Source organism: Leptolyngbya sp. PCC 6406, from assembly GCF_000332095.2.
In the GTDB taxonomy this organism is placed as follows: Bacteria; Cyanobacteriota; Cyanobacteriia; order Phormidesmidales; family Phormidesmidaceae; genus PCC-6406.
In genome coordinates this window covers 1,757,267-1,774,240 of the sequence record NZ_KI913949.1, presented here as the reverse complement: position 1 = coordinate 1,774,240, position 16,974 = coordinate 1,757,267, and the positions used below count along the sequence as shown (strand labels likewise).

Sequence of the window (16,974 nt, the reverse complement as noted above, 5' to 3'; positions counted from 1 at the left end):
CCTTTGCGGTTACAGATCTAGAAACTCCATTGCTGGGTTGCTGGGGCACGACTGGAGTAGTGTCCCAACCCTTGCCAGAACTTTCTCTTCTCTACTGGTCAGGGGGGAAGGTTGGAATGTGACCTGCAAAGCAGAGGCGATCGCGGCACTGAGGGTTGCCGCAATCTGGCCCAACACTGCCTGTCGTTGTTCTGGAGCCACCGCCGCTTGCAGCCAATCTGGTGCAGACCACGGGGGCAGCCCTTGGCCAAAGACCTGGCCAGTCAGGTCCGGGTCGGGCCATAGACGCATAGACCCGTGTTGCAGCAGGGCATGGCCCCGCCGCAGTTGGGCACTGCCGATCAACTTGTAGCCCTCTGGTGTCACCAAGTCAGCCCCCGTAGCAGTCCCAAAACAGTCGGGCCGATGGATATAGCCCCGGCCAGCGGTGCCATAGTCCAGCCTCACCCCCAACGTTCGCCATCCTGCAATGAGACCATCACACAGAAGACGATAACTGTCCTGTCGCCGTTGCCTGCCCAGGGGAAGTGCGATCGCATAAGTCAAATCCCCCTGGTGCAGAACTGCCCGTCCCCCCGAGGGACGACGGACTAATGCTACAGACTGTCCCTGCCACTGCAAGCTATCCCAGTGAGGCGGCCAGTGCCGCTGGTGATAGCCCAGGGAAATCGCCAGCGGCACCCAGGTATAAAATCGCAGCGTTGGTGCCCCAGAATGGGCCACTTGTTGATTGAGCAACTCCCTATCTAGGGCCATCTGAGCCTCCCCACCCAGAGCGAGGGGAGGCAACAATCGCCAGACTTCAGCACCGCTAGGCAGCGCCGTACTCAGCCTGGAGAGCTTCGTCATTGTCATCCGCGATCGTGGCCACAATGGTCATAATGCGCGAAGTTTCCCCCGCCGTCATATCCGCCAGGGGACGGCTGGCCAAAACCACCACCTGATCCCCCAAAATACCGAAGCAGGCTTCAAAGGTTTCGCCGCAGTTCATTTCTAGGATGTGGCGCATGAGTTTGGTCTCATCCTTGGCAGGCAGACTCAGCACTGGCGACCACACCGTTAGCACATCTTCATCATTGGTTCCCGTGAGCTGGACATACACCTCCACACTGCCATAGGTGAATTTCCAGAGGTAGCCCCCCTCTTGGTGGCTAACCATGGCACTTTGGTCCTGATCCAGGCTGGAGATGACCGTCTCGATGATTTCGATATGATTCTCTACTTGGGACTCGCTGGCCTCATTCATGCCAAACATCGGTAGGGTTTCCAGGGCGGGTTGGGCGCTTGTCATAGTTGTAGGTTCCATCCTTCGTGCTCACTATCCCAAACTCTAACCTCTGCTGCCGGAGGTGGCATGACCCTCCCCCTTTTTTTTTGACAATCGCTTTTCCCAGTTCCCGGTAAGCCGTTCCTCTAATCAGTTAGGGGTTAGAGTAGTAGCAGTTTTAGGCTCCAATCGTTTCAATCGCTCTAGTTCCCCCTTTAGTCGCGATTCCTATGGCACCGTCTAACTCCAGCATGTTGGCGACCCTATCCCAGGTGAATCAGCAGGGTAGCTTGTCCCACCGCGTCAAGGATCTACCTGCTCCCCAATTCATTAATCTCCTGGATCAGATTACACGGGAATTTGAGCATTTCCTCCGGGCGATCGACATGATCAACAACGAAGCCCTGGAGACCATGCTGGAGCAGATCCTAGAGGCGTTCACCCTGAAGATTGGTCAGATTCTCTGCGCTGATCGCACCACCATTTTTATGGTGGACTGGGACAAACGGGAACTCTGGTCCAAAATTGCCCAAGGCGACGGAGAAGGGCGTCTGGAAATTCGGGTGCCGGTGGGCAAGGGCATTGCCGGACATGTGGCCGACACGGGTGAATGTCTAAACATTCCCGATGCCTACGCCAGTGATCTATTCAATAAAAAGACAGACCTCCAGACGGGCTATCGCACCACTAGCATCCTCTGTATGCCGGTGCTAAACAAAAACAAGGATGGGGTTGTGGCGGTGGTGCAGTTGCTCAATAAGCGACTGGATGATGACCAAGTGATTCCCTTTGATGCCCAAGACGAGCGCAGTTTCCGGGAATTTGCTTCCTCCATCGGCATTATTTTAGAGAGCTGCAACTCCTTCTACATTGCCGCCCGCAACCAGAAGGGGGTTTCAGCTCTACTGAAAGCTATTTCTTCCCTAGAGCAGAGTCTGGACCTGGAAAAAACGCTCCAGTCCGTCATGACCGAAGCGCGGAACCTGATGAATGCCGATCGCAGCACCCTGTGGCTGATCGACGAAGATAGCAATGAGCTGTGGTCCAAGGTCAAGACCGCCGATGGTAAGACCTTTATCGATCTGCGCATTCCCGCTGATCGCGGTATTGTCGGCTATGTGGCCTCGACGGGGAAAACCCTGAATATCCCCGACGCCTATAAAGATCCCCGCTTTGATCCCGCCTCCGACAAGCGCACGGGGTACGAAACCCGCACCATCCTTTGTATGCCGGTGTTTGACTCCGCCGGTAAGTTGATTGCGGTTACCCAGCTCATCAATAAAAAGCAGGGTATCTTCAACAGCTCCGATGAAGAGTTTATGCGAGCCTTCAACATTCAGTCGGGTATTGCCCTAGAGAATGCCAAGCTGTTTGAAAACGTGCTGGTGGAGAAGCAGTACCAAAAGGATATGCTGCAAAGCCTCTCCGATGCGGTGATTTCCACGGATATGGAGGGGCGTATTGTCACCATCAATGACGCCGCTTTAGAGCTCTTGGGGTGCCCCGAGGGCGGGGAGGGCGATCGCACCCTCCAAGACGCCTGGGAACAACGTCTAGTCCACCGCTTTGTGTGGGACGTGATTCCCATTGAAAAGCTCCAGTTCCGTCTAGAAGATAGCCTCGAAACCGGAGCCAAGCATTACGTCCCGGAGCAGTCCCTCACCCTAGGACTGTGCCAGCAAGATGGAATTGCCGTCGCTCCGAACGGCGCTGAAGTCCTAGCCTACCAGCCCGCCCTAGCCCATCCTCAAGACCCTGAGACCTTCTGGCTTTGGGGCGAAAAGACAGAAACTGCTGCTATCCCAAAGGATCAGGTTCAACTTTTAGAACGTAGCCTCAATCTCACGGTGAATCCCCTGACTAACCCCGAGGGAAGCGTGCGGGGGGGGCTACTGGTTCTAGAGGACATCAGCCAGGAAAAGCGGATGAAAACCACCCTCTATCGCTACATGACGCCCGGTGTAGCGGAGCGAGTGATGGCCCTGGGAGACGATGTGCTAATGCGGGGCGAACGGCGGGATGTCACCGTCCTCTTCTCCGATATTCGCGGCTACACCACCCTAACCGAGAACCTAGAGGCGGACAAAGTGGTGGAAATGCTCAATACCTACTTTGAAACCATGGTGGAGGCGGTCTTCAACTTTGAAGGCACTCTGGATAAGTTCATCGGGGACGCCATTATGGCAGTATATGGAGCTCCTCTACCCCTCAAAAACCATGCCTGGGCCGGGGTGCAGTCGGCTCTGGATATGCGAGAACGTCTGGTGCATTTCAATGCTGAGCGGGCCGCTAATAATCAGCCCATGATTCGCATTGGTATCGGCATTAGCTCTGGAGAGGTGGTCTCTGGCAATATTGGCTCCCAACGTAAGATGGAGTACACCGTGATTGGGGATGGGGTGAATCTCAGTTCTCGATTGGAGGGGGTCACCAAGCAATACGGCTGTGACATTGTGATTAGCGAGTTCACCTATGCCCTATGCCAGGATCAGATCTGGGCGCGGGAGCTGGATAAGACGCGGGTGAAGGGCAAGAACCGCCCTGTGGGCATTTATGAGCTGATTGGCTATCGCGATGTGCCCCTGGATGGTAAGACTCAGGATTTTCTCGGTCTCTACCAGGTGGGTCGAGCGGCCTATACGGCGATGAATTTTGAAGAGGCTCTACGCATTTTCCATCAGGCGGAGGAGTTGCGCCCCGGCGATCGGGCTCTGGATATCCACATCAAGCGGACTAATGCCTATTTGGTCAATCCGCCCCCCGCCAATTGGGATGGGGTCCACACCATGACTACTAAGTAATTCAGCGTAAGTAATTGAGTGGCGGCAATAGGCAGGCAGAATCTAAGGTCCGGGACCAGACAGTCAATATACTGTCTCCCCATTCGGGGCGAGATGGTCTTTGATCGGTAAGATGGGAGGATTGTTCGCGCCCCGTGGGGGAGTCCAAGCCCATGACCGAGGGACAAAAGGTATACGAAGGCAAGGCAAAGATCCTCTACACCACGGAGGATCCGGAGGTGTTGCTGAGCTATTTCAAAGATGACGCCACCGCCTTTAACGCTCAGAAAAAAGGCCAAATCCTAGACAAGGGGCGCTTCAATTGCACCATTGCCACCCATCTATTCCAGGTTCTGGAGGCGGACGGGGTGCCGACCCACTGGTTAGACACCCCTGGCGATCGCGAAATGCGAGTGCGGGCGGTGACGATCATTCCCCTGGAAGTGGTGGTCAGGAACTTTGCGGCGGGTAGTCTCTGTCAACAGACTGGGTTACCCCTGGGGACACCCCTCGATCCACCTCTGGTGGAGTTCTATTACAAAAAGGATGAGCTGGGGGATCCCCTTCTAACCCGCGATCGCATTCGAGCTTTGGCCTTGGCCAGTGACGAACAGATCGCCGCTATTACCCAGGTGGCCCAAGCTGTGAATGTGAGCCTCACGGCGTTTTTTCAACGGTGCCAGATTACGCTGGTGGATTTCAAGCTGGAGTTTGGGCTGGATTCCCAGCAACGCCTGTTACTGGCGGATGAGATTAGTCCAGATACTTGCCGTCTATGGGATCAAAGCCAAACTGATCCCCAGGCCCGCATCCTAGATAAGGATCGGTTTCGGCAGGATTTAGGCCAGGTGGCCGATGCCTATGCCGAAGTGCTCCAGCGCATTCTGGGCCAGGTTTCCCCAATCTGACCCAGGGGATGCGGTAAAATTTGTCCGTTTACCGAGAAACGCTGAGTTTTGTAAACCCCAGGTTGCCCCCGCCGGGACCACTCGGGAACCCATCGGTTTAGCCCCTATGCAGGTATTTTGTATGCGTCAGTCCTCTACCCTTATTGCCCTGTTGACGGTCTCAGCCACTTTAGGACTGGCGGGCCAAGCTCGGAGCGAGTCCTTGGCTACCACTGATGCCACTGCGGCGACGATGCGGGTGGGGAATATTGCAGCATCTACCCCGACGGAACCGAAGCCTGATGCATCCTTTGCACCGGGGCCGACCTCTACTACCCTGACTGTCCCCTTCCCAACACCTCTCCCCGCCCTGGAAACGTTACCAGAAGAGACTGCGACCCAAACCGCCGTCCCCGCCCTGGAAACCGATGGGTTTCTGAGTGCCACGCCTGAATTAGATCGGGAGTCTAGTCCGGCAACGGAAATCGCCCTAGAGGCTACTGTCCCCTCAGCGGCCTCGATCTCCCCCGCTAATGTCCTCGCTCAGGATGCTCCAGCCCCTGATGATACCGGGGCTCCCCCGCCTGAAGTTACAGAGCCGATTCCCCCTCAGGGAACAACACCATCAGCGGCGGAAGAGGAAACTCGGGTGTTGGTGGCGGAGGTGGCAGTGACCGCCCCTGATGGTCAAGAGATCAGTCCGGAGCTCACGAACCGGGTCTATGATGCCATTACTACCGTGCCCGGTCGCACTACGACGCGATCGCAGTTACAGCAGGACATTAACAATATTTTTGCCACCGGGGTTTTTGCCAATGTCCAGGCGAGACCCGAGGATACGCCCCTAGGGGTGCGGATTACCTTTGTGGTGCAGCCCAACCCCGTGCTAACCCGTGTGGATGTCACGGGTAGCGAAGTGCTTCCTGCCGAGGTGATTCAGGAAATCTTCGCGCCTCAGTACGGCGAAATTCTGGACCTCATCGCCTTTCAAGACAGCATCGTTGATCTCAACGAGTGGTACCAAGAGAATGGCTATGTCTTGGCCCAGGTTGTAGCCTCTCCCCAAATTTCCCCCAATGGCGTCGTCACACTGATTGTGGCCGAAGGGGTGATCGAGGATATCCAGGTCCGCTACCTCAATGATGAGGGGGCATTTGAGGATGAGGAGGGCAATCCCGTCCGGGGGCGGACGCGGGAGTTCATCATTACCCGCGAGTTTCGGACCCAGCCAGGAGATGTTTTCCAACAGTCCAGCATCCAATCTGACCTCCAGCGGGTCTTTGGCCTAGGACTATTTGACGATGTGGGCATCACCCTGAACCCAGGGACGACAGATCCCCGCAAGGTCAATCTGATTGTCAATGTCGTAGAGCGCAATACCGGCTCCGTAGGCGCGGGCCTGGGCTTTAACTTCACCGGGGATATTTTTGGCACCCTCAGCTATCGCCAAGACAACTTTGGCGGCAACAACCAACGGTTCTCCGCTGAAACCCAACTCAGCACTCGTGACATTCTCTTTGACATCAGCTTTACTGACCCCTGGATTGGGGGCGATCCTAACCGGACCTCCTATACCTTGAATGGGTTTGCCCGCCGTTCCATTCCCCTATCATTTGACAATGGTCCGATCACGGTGAATTTGGCCAATGGCGATCGGGTGCGACTCACGCGGTTCGGGTTAGGGGCCAATTTCCGCCGTCCCTTAGCGGGGGGCTGGGAAGGATCTGTTGGCGCGTCCTATCAACGGGTGCGGGTAACGGACGCCAATGGCAACACCAATGCCGTAGATGTCCAGGGCAATCCCCTCTCTGCCAGCGGCACGGGGGTCGATGATCTCTTGACTTTGCAGATCGGGATGGTTCGAGATTTGCGCGACGATCCCCTGATCCCGACCCAGGGCAGCGTCCTCCGGTTTGGCTCTGAGCAGTCCGTCCCCGTGGGATCCGGCAGCATCTTCTTTAATCGCCTCCGGGGCAGCTACAGCTACTATGTTCCCGTCAGCTTCCTTCGTTTTGGGGAAGGGCCACAAGCCCTTGCCTTCAATATCCAAGGTGGGACGGTTCTCGGGGACTTGCCCCCCTACGAAGCCTTTCCCCTGGGGGGCACCAACTCGATTCGGGGCTACGAAGAAGGGGCGGTGGGATCGGGTCGCTCCTATCTCCAGGCCACGGCAGAATATCGTTTTCCCCTGTTCTCTTTCCTCGGGGGAGCTTTGTTTGTCGATGTGGGCAGCGATTTGGGTAGCGGCAGTGCGGTGCCGGGGAATCCAGGAAGCGTGCGGGGCAAGCCAGGGAGCGGGTTTGGCTATGGGGCGGGTCTGCGGATACAGACTCCCCTGGGTCCCATTCGCCTAGACTACGGTCTTAGCGATCAGGGGAGTGGGCGGCTACACTTTGGTATTGGTGAGCGATTCTAAGCGTATTGCATCTCACAAATCATCCCGTGGGTCGATTAAGCCTGCTGCCCTAGGGGTGACATCCTCATAGATCTCACATCCCCTAGATCTCACATCCCCTAGATCATTGATGAAAATGCTGGACATGCTGGACAAGTACTTAGCTGGAACATTCTCATGATGACTTCTGGGGTACAGACCACACCAGTGTCGCCAGGGACTGACATCGCCGATCTCCAGGCGACCCTGGTCTCGGGGTTTGAGCAACGGGGGGTAGGACTTCATTCGGGAGTCCCCGTTCAGGTGCGGGTGTTACCTGCGCCGGAACAAACGGGGCGGGTCTTTATCCGCACCGATCTGCCCACCGCCCCCCAAATTCCCGCCACCCTTGATCACCTGGGCAAGACGCTCCTGTCTACGGAACTCACCCAAGGGGAGGCCACTGTCCGCACGGTGGAGCATCTGCTGGCAGCCCTAGTCACCAGTGGGGTGGACAATGCCTACATTGAGGTGGATGGCCCGGAGATTCCCTTGCTGGATGGTTCGGCTCAACCCTGGGCGACCGCGATCGCGGCGGCGGGGTTGGCTCACCAGACGGTAGCCCGCCCCACTCTGGTCGTGTCTAGCCCGATTCAGGTGCAAGAGGGAGACGCCTTTGTGATGGCAATACCTGCGTCCCACCCGAGGTTTACCTACGGCATTGACTTTGAGGTCGCGGCGATCGGGAATCAATGGCATAGCTGGTCTCCGGTGGACGCGGCCTTTGCCGACACCGTCGCTCCGGCCCGCACCTTTGGTCTGGCCTACCAAGTGGAAGCTCTTCGCCGCCAGGGATTAATCCAGGGGGGCAGTTTGGAAAATGCTCTAGTGTGCGATCGCGAGGGCTGGGTAAATCCACCCCTGCGCTTTGACAATGAACCTGCTCGCCATAAACTGCTGGATCTGGTGGGGGATCTAAGCCTCCTGGGTTGTTTGCCCAAGGCCCATGTGATTGCCTACAAAGCCAGCCATGGCCTCCATGGTCGGCTAGCTCAGGCCATTGCTCAAGGGATAGCGACTGGCTAGGAAACCCCTCTAGTGGGACAATTGGGGAGGTTTTGGGCCAATCTAACGCCCAGTTCTCTCAATGGCTGACGTAATTGATGACCACAGTGGTAAATCCGAACTCACCCCAGGATATGGTAGCCATAGCGGCCCCCGACTCCATCACCAATGGTCCCGCCCCGGCGGTTAAAACCACCTTTACCCTAGAGGAAATTCAAGCCCTCTTGCCCCACCGCTATCCCTTTGCGCTGGTGGACCGCATTCTGGACTATGTACCGGGAGAAAAGGCGGTGGGCCTCAAGAATGTCACCTTTAATGAGCCCCACTTTCAAGGCCATTTTCCCGGACGGCCCATTATGCCGGGGGTGCTGATTGTGGAGGCCATGGCTCAGGTGGGGGGCATTGTCCTGACCCAAATTCCTGGCGTCAGCGGCCTATGCCTGTTTGCGGGCATAGATAAGGTCCGGTTCCGTCGCCCCGTGGTGCCAGGAGATCAATTGGTGATCACGGTGGAGTTGCTGACCATCAAGCGTAAACGCTTTGGCAAAATGAAGGCTCGGGCTGAGGTGGAGGGCCAACTGGCCTGTGAAGGAGACTTGATGTTCTCCGTTGTGGATTAGACCTGTTGATTAGAACCGCGATCGCGTCCCCCGTATCTTGCACTCTACCCCTACTCTGGTCTCCGGAGGCATGTCCTTGACTACGCTGATCCATCCAACGGCTGTGATTCATCCTGGAGCAACACTGGATTCCAGTGTCAGGGTTGGTCCCTACTCGGTGATTGGGGAAAAGGTCACTGTGGGACCGGAAACCGAAATCGGTGCCCACGTAGTCCTAGATGGCTACACCGAAATCGGTGCCCGCAACCAAATTTTCCCCGGAGCGGCTATTGGCATTGAACCCCAAGATTTGAAGTACGACGGCTCCGTCAGCCTGGTCAAAATTGGGGACAACAACCGCATCCGAGAATACGTCACCATCAACCGCGCCACCCAAGCGGGGGAAGTCACCCGCATTGGGGACAACAACCTGCTGATGGCCTACGTTCACGTTGCCCACAACTGTATCCTGGGCAACCAGGTCATCATTGCCAATGCCGTTTCCCTGGCGGGCCATGTTGAGGTAGAGTCCAATGCCGTCATTGGCGGTGTCTTAGGAATTCACCAATTTGTCCACATTGGTCGCTTTGCCATGGTGGGGGGTATGAGTCGCATTGATCGCGATGTGCCCCCCTACACCGTGGTCGAGGGCAATCCCTGCCGAGTGCGGGGGCTCAATTTGGTGGGGCTGAAGCGGGCAGGGCTAACCCGAAGCAACGGTGGCCAAGCCTACCGAGAACTAAAGGAAGCCTACCGTCTGCTCTATCGCTCCCACCTGCCCCTAAAGGATGCTTTGAGCGCCCTAGATCGCTGGCCCGATAATGACCATGTGCGCCATCTCCAACGCTTTCTCAAGGCGTCGTCCCAGCAGTCTGGGCGGCGCGGCCCCACGCCGGGGCGGCGGCTGGGGGGAGGCTCTGCTGAGGATGGGGAATAGCGCTTTGACCCTAACGCCTGCGGCCCCGTCCCAACCTCTCAAAATTTTTATCAGCACGGGGGAGGTGTCTGGCGATCTCCAGGGTGCCCTATTGGTTCAGGCGCTCTACCGGCAGGCCCAGATCCTGGGGATTCCCTTGGAAATCACTGCCCTAGGGGGTGATCGCATGGCCGCAGCGGGGGCGACCCTATTGGGCGATACCACCGCCGTTGGCTCTGTGGGCATTTTTGAGGCCCTGCCCTATTTAATTCCCGCCCTCCGGTTTCAGGGGCAGGCCCGTCAGTATCTGGGTCTCAACCCACCGGATTTAGTCGTCTATATCGACTATATGGGACCAAACCTGAGTCTGGGTAAGTTTGTGCGCCGTGCTCTGCCCCATGTGGACACCGCCTACTACATCTCTCCCCATCAGTGGGTCTTGGCTATAAATCGGAAGGATACGGAAGCCTTGGTCGCGATCGCGGATCAAATGCTGGCTATTTTTCCCCAGGAGGCAACCTACTACCGAGAGTTTGGTGCCCAGATCACCTGGGTCGGTCACCCCCTATTGGATCGCTTTTCGCCGCCGCCCGATCCGCTCCAGGCTCGGCAACAGTTGGGTCTGAAGCCAGAAGATAAAGTGGTTGTCTTGGTGCCTGCTTCCCGTGGTCAGGAAATGGTCCGGGTGCTGCCCCCGATTCTGGCTGCCGCTAAGCTCATTCAGGCGACGGATCCCCAGGTGAAGTTTTTGGTTCCCCTGTCTCGCCCTGCCCTAAAGGCGGGTCTTGCCGCCGCGATCGCAGATTCTGGCCTCACTGCGACGCTGGTAGATCAGGATACCCAAGCCGCGATCGCGGCAGCAGATGTCGCCCTGACCAAATCCGGCACCGTCAATCTGGAAATCGCCCTGATGAATGTGCCCCAGGTGGTGACCTATTGCCTCAACCCCATCACCGCCCGCATTGCCTACTACCTGCTCAAGCTCAAAGCGCCCTTTGTCTCCCCTGTTAATTTGGTCCTAGAGGAAGGCATTGTGCCGGAATATATCCAGTGGCAGGCGACCCCCACCGCCCTCGCCGATGCGGTGCTCACTCTCCTGAAGGATCCCACCGCCCGCGCCCAAATGCAGGCGGACTATGGGCGATTGCGTCAAATTCTGGGGGAACCCGGAGCTTGCGATCGCGCCGCCCAATTGCTCCTCGCCCAGGCCCGCTCTCCAGAAGCCATCTCCTAGCTCCATCATTCCCTCGGCCACATCACAGTAGGGAAACGTGTCCTTGTTCTAACGTCAATTCGGTATCAGCGCTGTCACCCCGCCGGGAATTCAAAATTCCCGGCTAACAGGCTTAAGTCCATTAAAAATGGACTAGGAGCTGGGCTGGAGATAGGGGGGCGAGTCCGTTCCACCAGTCTTGCCGCCTGATTTGCCGGAGGCGCTAGTGGTCTGTCAAACGCATATTTGTGGGTGCCGTAGGGTGCATTCGCGAAGCAATGCACCGTAAGGATGTCATGCCAAGAACAGGCATACCCACAAAATTAGGGCTGACAGAGCACTAGTGCCTCTGGTGTCTGAGGCTCTAGCGGACCATGGCTGTATCCAGGGGGATTTTCCCGGAATTTCGTAGGCTGGGTCGAGGAACGAGACCCAGGGTGGTGCATTGCGGCTAAGCGGGTTGGTCCCGAATTCACAAGGAATGTTGGTGCCGCGAATGCACCCTACCAGCCATCGATATTGATTGAACGTAGGGTGCATAGCGCTAAGGCGCGGCTTCGCCCACGCGAAGCAATGCACCGCTGGGTTATGGCGGCGGCATCAGGGCGCGGGCATTGTCGATCATCCTTTGAACAGTGGCGGCACTGGGGGAGCCGATGCGTTGCAGGATGGCCAGGGATTCTTCTAGGTAGGGGATGGCGGTGGTGAAGTCTCCTTTTTGCTTGACCAATAAATTGCCTAATGTCGCCAAGGAGATGGCTTTGCCCTGGGCATTGCCGATGCGCTCTTCAATTTCTAAGGACTGCTGGTAGAGGGCGATCGCCCCTTCTACATCCCCCTGATTCGCTTTGAGGATGGCCATTTGGTGCAGGGAGGCGGCTTTGCCCTGGGCATTGCCGATGCGCTCTTGGATTTCTAAGGACTGCTGGTAGAGTGCGATCGCACCTTCTACATCCCCCTGATTCGCTTTGAGGATGGCCATTTGGTGCAGGGTGGCGGCTTTGCCCTGGGCATCGCCGATGCGCTCTTTGATTTCTAAGGACTGCTGGTAGAGGGCGATCGCCCCTGCCACATCCCCCTGATTCGCTTTGACAACCGCAGTGTTGTGCAAAATCGAAGCTTTAATTTCCTCATCCTCTTCAGGACAGAGATCCAGGGCTTGTTGATAATGCTGCAAACACTTTTCCCGATCCCCTAGATCATCCTCGGCCCAGGCCAATCGCTGATAAACCCGGTAATCCTCGACAAGCCGCAAAGTGTTCTTGCAGAGGTGAACCACTTCCCGAAAGCGGCTGCGACTATTCCACCCTCGCGCCACCACATCCGCAATCTCCGCCGCCACCTCCCCCACCTGTCCCGCCAGGGCCAAGCGATGCACCTCCAACTGCTGGGCCTCTGTGCCCCGCTGCCCCTGCCACCAGATGCCATAGAGCGCCTGGGCCGCTGCCGCCGCCAGTGCCGGTTCCGGGGGGGCGGTCAAGGGCAGCACACGGGGTACCCGTACTAAGAGGGTCGGATCTGTGGGGTCGGGGTGGGGGGGGGTGGTTTCCAGGAGGCCCAGGCGCAAGGCCCGCGCCACCAAGCCCTCAAACCCAGGCATGTCGGTGCAGACCTGGCCCAGCACCGCCAGGGGGACGGGCAGCAGAAACAGCAGCCCCCGGCGCAGCATCTGCCCCAGGGGGGCATCCATCTGATCCAGCAGGGTCGCCGCTAGCACCTGCTGCCGCAGTTCCCCCTGATCCTGCTCCAGCGCCTCCAGCCGCGCCAAAATCTGATCCAGATCCAGTCCCGGTTCCAGGGTGGCCTGCAAGAGCTTATCCAGCCATTCCAACAGGCGGGGGTTGCCATCCGCCAGGGCCAAGGCCCGTTGTCGCCGCTGGGGGGCGGCGGGGTCTTCTTGGGTTTGGGTCATAAAGCCCGGTAGCTGGGCACATTTTTTGGTCAGTTCCGCCCCCTGCATTTGGCCCAGGGGTTGCAACGCCAGCTTGGAGCTGAGGGCAAAGTCGAATTCATAGCGGCAGGTGAGGATCAGGCGGTGGGGGGCATGGGCCTCGGTGATGGCGGTGACCAGGGCTGTCAACACCGCCGCCGCTGCTGGCTTCAGGGTGCGACAATCCGCCTCCAGGTTTTGCTCAAAATCATCCAGCACCAGCAAGAAGGGCGGGGGCGGCTGGGGCAAGTCCAGCAATTGTCGAAAGACCCGCCGCAGGCGATATTTCAGGTCTTCATCATCCGCCAGCAGGGTAGGGCGCAGGGCGGGCTGATCCAGGGCATTGGCCAACTGGCTGACCAAGGTGGGCTCATCCACCCTGCCCACCCACACCAGGCGCTGGAACTCCGGCAGGCGATCCCCCAGCCGTGCCGCCAAACTGCTTTTGCCGTGGCCCCCCAGGCCCCAAATCAACACCCCCAACCGGGGGTCGCTGGGGTCGCGCAGCACCCGCAGGCAGTGCTGCAAGGGTCGCCGCCGCCCGACGAAACTCTCCCGGCTGGCCACCTTGACATTGCCCGCCCCGTCCAGAAATTCCGTGGTCACGGTGGGCTGGGGGGCTCGTTTCCGGCCCCGCGTCCGCAGGGGGGTGACCAAGGCTCCCGGCACGGTGGCCCCGACATAGAGCCGCAGTAAATGCCAGTCCCGCGCCTTCGCCTTCAGCAAGGCCCGCACTGTGCGGCTCTGGGCCTCCAGCAGGCCCAGCCCCTCCGCCAGTCCCCCATAGAGTGCCGCCGCCGCCCACATCGCATCCCGATCCAGCACCGGACGGCCCCAGCCCAGCACCGCCCCCGCCCCTTGGGCAATCAACGCCTCCGCCAGGGAGGGCACCGCCCCCTGGGCCATGCGCTCCCCGGTGCGACAACCGGACAAAAACAACAGGGACGGCCAGCGAAATTGCAACGCCTCACCGATATCCGCCGCCGTCGCCTCCCACAGATCCCCCGTTTCCGTCTCCGTCAGAAAAATCGGCCCCCGCGCCCCGTGGCCCGCATGACCAGAGAAATGGATCACATCGGGGAACCCCTCCGGCGGATAGCTGGCCAGGAGATAGCGCAGTTCCGTTAAACAGCCGCTCTCCTCCACCTGGAGAGCGATCTGCTGCCGCGCCGTGGCCTGGAGAATCTGGGCCTCCTCCTGTTCATAGCTCAGCTCGCTCACCCCCGGCGCGGTGGGGGCCGTGGCCATAAATAGGGCCGTCAGAGCCCGGTTTTGGGGCCTGTCCGTCAGGGTCAGGGGCCGGGGCATGGGGGCGCTGCCGCCACACCAGCGCAGCGGCACCACCGGGCGCACCTTCGTGGCCAAAAAGTCCTCTCCATCGTGGAGCAGTTCCCAGGGCACATGGGCCAGCGCGCCAGCGGTGGCGATCGCCAGTCCAATGGCCCGGTTCCCCTGGGGCGGGGCAGTGGCTAGGGTTTGGGTCAGCCAGCGATCGGCCCCATCCAGCCAGCGGTAAAGCTGCTGCCCCGCGCTAACCAGATCCCCCAGCGTGAGTTGATTGTAGGCGGTGTAGTAGGTAGCCTCGCTGGCGGCGACCAGATCCGCGATCGCCCCCAGGGGCAGCGTGCGGCGCTGGAACTGGTTCAGGTTTTCCCAGCCATAGCGCAGCACCGCCGTAGATTCATCCGGCCCCTGGTGCAGATCAATATGCAGAATCACCATGGCAATGGGTTAAGTACCGCGTTGAAAAATACCGCATCAAAAAATACTGCTCTGCACCCCCAGGGCACAATCACCGCCATTATGGCGGATCCCCCCCCTTTTTTGGGACTGGGGAGCGTTTGAGGGCACCTTCCCCGCCAGTAGGTGACGGCAGGTAGATTTCGCCAACAGCCCACTACCCAGATTGGTAAGCGATGCCTGGATAGGTGGGCAAAGCCCACCCTACGGTTCTGTCACCCGTCACGTCCTGCATTGGGCGCGGAAACCGCGCCCCTACGGGCAATTCAAAACTCAAAATTCCTATCACCTGTCACCTATCATCCGGCTACAAGGGCAACCATCCTTCGACTCCGCTCAGAACAAGCCCTATTCCCTCCGGGAAGGCTCCGCTCAGGGCAAGCAAGGGATTGCCCCTACGAAAACAGGGGAGGCAGAGCCTCCGACGGATGTACCCAGGCAGAGCCAGGGCACCAGAAAACACCCCATCACCCCATCACCCCTAAGCCCTCCGGGCAGGCTAACTCCCAGGGAGTGGCTTCGCCAACGCCTTTCTTGAATGCCGTTAGGCTATACACCCCATCACCCCATCACCCCTATCGGCGAACAAAACCTCTAGCCACAGGATTCCAACTCAGCCAAGGCGACCACAATGGTGTCGATGATCTGTCGGGCCGTTGAGCCGGGTTGGTCAATGTTGTTGATGATCACGGCGAAAGCGAGGGGCTCGTGGTTGGGGGGATCTAGATAGCCCGCTAGGGCAAAGTTGCGGCTGAGGGCTCCGGATTTACCCCAGAGTCGCCCCGCTGCGGGGGTATCCCGCAGGCGATTGCCCAGGGTGCCGTTGACCCCCGCCACCGCTAGGGAGTCGCGGTAGACAGCAGCATAGGGTGATCGCGCCATGGCTTGGAGGACGGTGACCAAGGCGGCTGGGGTAACCAGATTTTTGCGGGCAAGGCCGGAGCCATCCACCATGACGATGGTTTCAGGGTCTACCCCCAGATCCGCCAGTAGGTGCTGGGCTATCTCCAAGCTGACCTCGGTAACATCCTCAGTTTCCTCACCCCAGTCCGCCTGAGGATGGGGCGGCGATACTTGGTCTCGGCCCAACTGCTTCAGCAATGCTTCGGCGTAGAGATTGTTGCTGCTGCGGTTGGTCGGTATGAGCAGGGCTGAGAGGGGCGGCGACACTACCGCCGCCAGTTCTGGGGGTAGGGAGGGGGTCGGAATTGGGGTGACTACCGTTGTGCCGACCTGAAGTCCTTGATCCTGAAGCGTTTGGCGAAATTCCCTCAAAAAGGCTTCTCCAGGATTGGGAATCGCGATCGCGGTTCTCGCGGGACGAGAGCCCACCACCAACTGGCCCCCTACCCGTAGCAGGGGGCGATCCAAGGCTCGACCCAGGGTGACCGACTCCGACTGCCCCGCTGCCACTGTCCGGGAACGATTTTCCACCTGCCAAATTGCCCCCAGGGCGGGGTTGTCCCACACCACCTGCAAGGGCTGCCCCACGGCTTGGGGCACGAGGGCCAGCCCCAGGGCATTGCCATTGAGAATCAGGGCATTAGCGGCGGCTCCATAGCCCGCCTGCACATCCTCCCATTCCCAGTTGGGGTTGATGGCGCTGCCGGGGAAGGCGCTCTCATCGCCAATGAGCTGGGGAATCATGCCCAGATTCTGCCCCCGGAGTTGCTGGGCCAGATCCCCTAAGTCCTCGCTGGTAAAGCTGGGATCTCCCCGCCCCACCACCCGCAGCGGCGTTAGCCCGGTCCCATTCACGACTCCGTGAACAGAGGTCCGAATCTGGTAGTCCGGCCCCAGGTGAGTCAGCACCGCCGCTGTGGTCAGCAACTTCAGGGTCGAGGCGGGCACAAAGAAGCGGTCGCTCTCCCGCTCGTACACCACTGACCCATCCAGGGTCGCGACCTGGAGGCCCAACCGCGATCGCGCCATTTCGGGCCGCGCCGTCACCGCCTCAACGGCGGCGGGGAGATCGGCAGGGCACAGGGCCAGGGCGGGCGTTGCTATCCCCCCACTGCATATCAGCCCCCCCAAGAGCCCCCGGAAAAATCGCTGAGCTTTCCCTGGCCTCTGGTTCGCCGACCCTTGAGCCAACCCGCCTGCGACAGAACCCTTGTCCCCTGTCATTCCTTTTCCTGCCTTACGCCCATGCCATGAGCATATAGCGGTATTTATCTCAATCCAGTACGGCCACGGTAGGGGC

The 16,974-nt window shown here is 59.0% G+C and carries 11 protein-coding genes; 7 read left to right on the top strand and 4 right to left on the bottom strand.

Going from position 1 to position 16,974, the window contains the following annotated elements:
• Nucleotides 1–9: 9 nt before the first annotated feature.
• On the bottom strand, nt 10–855 hold the full coding sequence (locus LEP6406_RS27065; RefSeq protein WP_225886455.1) for a lipoyl protein ligase domain-containing protein: 846 nt from the start codon (nt 853–855) through the stop codon (nt 10–12).
• Entirely contained in the window at nt 812–1,291 is a 480-nt protein-coding gene (locus LEP6406_RS0208070) for a YbjN domain-containing protein (RefSeq protein ID WP_008312349.1), read from the bottom strand. Before LEP6406_RS0208070 ends, LEP6406_RS27065 begins: the two co-directional genes overlap by 44 nt.
• A 206-nt stretch (nt 1,292–1,497) precedes the next feature.
• Here LEP6406_RS0208070 and LEP6406_RS0208065 point away from each other — a divergent pair, with 206 nt between their 5' ends.
• The 7 genes from LEP6406_RS0208065 to lpxB all read left to right on the top strand — a co-directional run bounded on the left by LEP6406_RS0208065 (nt 1,498) and on the right by lpxB (nt 11,122).
• Nucleotides 1,498–4,068, top strand: a complete 2,571-nt coding sequence (locus LEP6406_RS0208065; protein WP_008312347.1) for a GAF domain-containing protein — start codon at nt 1,498–1,500, stop codon at nt 4,066–4,068.
• A gap of 152 nt (nt 4,069–4,220) precedes the next feature.
• Nucleotides 4,221–4,955, top strand: coding sequence for a phosphoribosylaminoimidazolesuccinocarboxamide synthase (gene purC, locus LEP6406_RS0208060; protein WP_008312345.1), 735 nt, complete (start codon nt 4,221–4,223; stop codon nt 4,953–4,955).
• Nucleotides 4,956–5,076: 121 nt separating this feature from the next.
• Nucleotides 5,077–7,350 (top strand): BamA/TamA family outer membrane protein, encoded by a 2,274-nt coding sequence (locus LEP6406_RS0208055; RefSeq protein WP_027268959.1) that lies wholly within the window; start codon nt 5,077–5,079, stop codon nt 7,348–7,350.
• Between the two features lie 156 nt (nt 7,351–7,506).
• A complete protein-coding gene (gene lpxC / locus LEP6406_RS0208050; protein WP_008312342.1) occupies nt 7,507–8,394 on the top strand; it encodes a UDP-3-O-acyl-N-acetylglucosamine deacetylase in 888 nt (295 codons plus the stop codon).
• 77 nt (nt 8,395–8,471) lie between these two features.
• Nucleotides 8,472–8,993, top strand: a complete 522-nt coding sequence (fabZ, locus tag LEP6406_RS0208045; RefSeq protein ID WP_008312340.1) for a 3-hydroxyacyl-ACP dehydratase FabZ — start codon at nt 8,472–8,474, stop codon at nt 8,991–8,993.
• Between the two features lie 70 nt (nt 8,994–9,063).
• Nucleotides 9,064–9,909 carry an acyl-ACP--UDP-N-acetylglucosamine O-acyltransferase gene (lpxA, locus tag LEP6406_RS0208040; RefSeq protein ID WP_008312339.1) on the top strand — a complete coding sequence of 282 codons (846 nt, stop codon included), beginning with the start codon at nt 9,064–9,066 and terminating at the stop codon, nt 9,907–9,909.
• A 4-nt stretch (nt 9,910–9,913) separates the two neighbouring features.
• A complete protein-coding gene (gene lpxB / locus LEP6406_RS0208035; RefSeq protein WP_027268957.1) occupies nt 9,914–11,122 on the top strand; it encodes a lipid-A-disaccharide synthase in 1,209 nt (402 codons plus the stop codon).
• Nucleotides 11,123–11,687: 565 nt separating this feature from the next.
• Here lpxB and LEP6406_RS0208030 read toward each other — a convergent pair.
• Complete coding sequence (locus tag LEP6406_RS0208030; protein WP_027268956.1) at nt 11,688–14,753, bottom strand: tetratricopeptide repeat protein; 3,066 nt, start codon at nt 14,751–14,753, stop codon at nt 11,688–11,690.
• A 612-nt stretch (nt 14,754–15,365) separates the two neighbouring features.
• Entirely contained in the window at nt 15,366–16,898 is a 1,533-nt protein-coding gene (dacB, locus tag LEP6406_RS0208025; RefSeq protein WP_008313535.1) for a D-alanyl-D-alanine carboxypeptidase/D-alanyl-D-alanine endopeptidase, read from the bottom strand.
• Between the last annotated feature and the right edge of the window lie 76 nt (nt 16,899–16,974).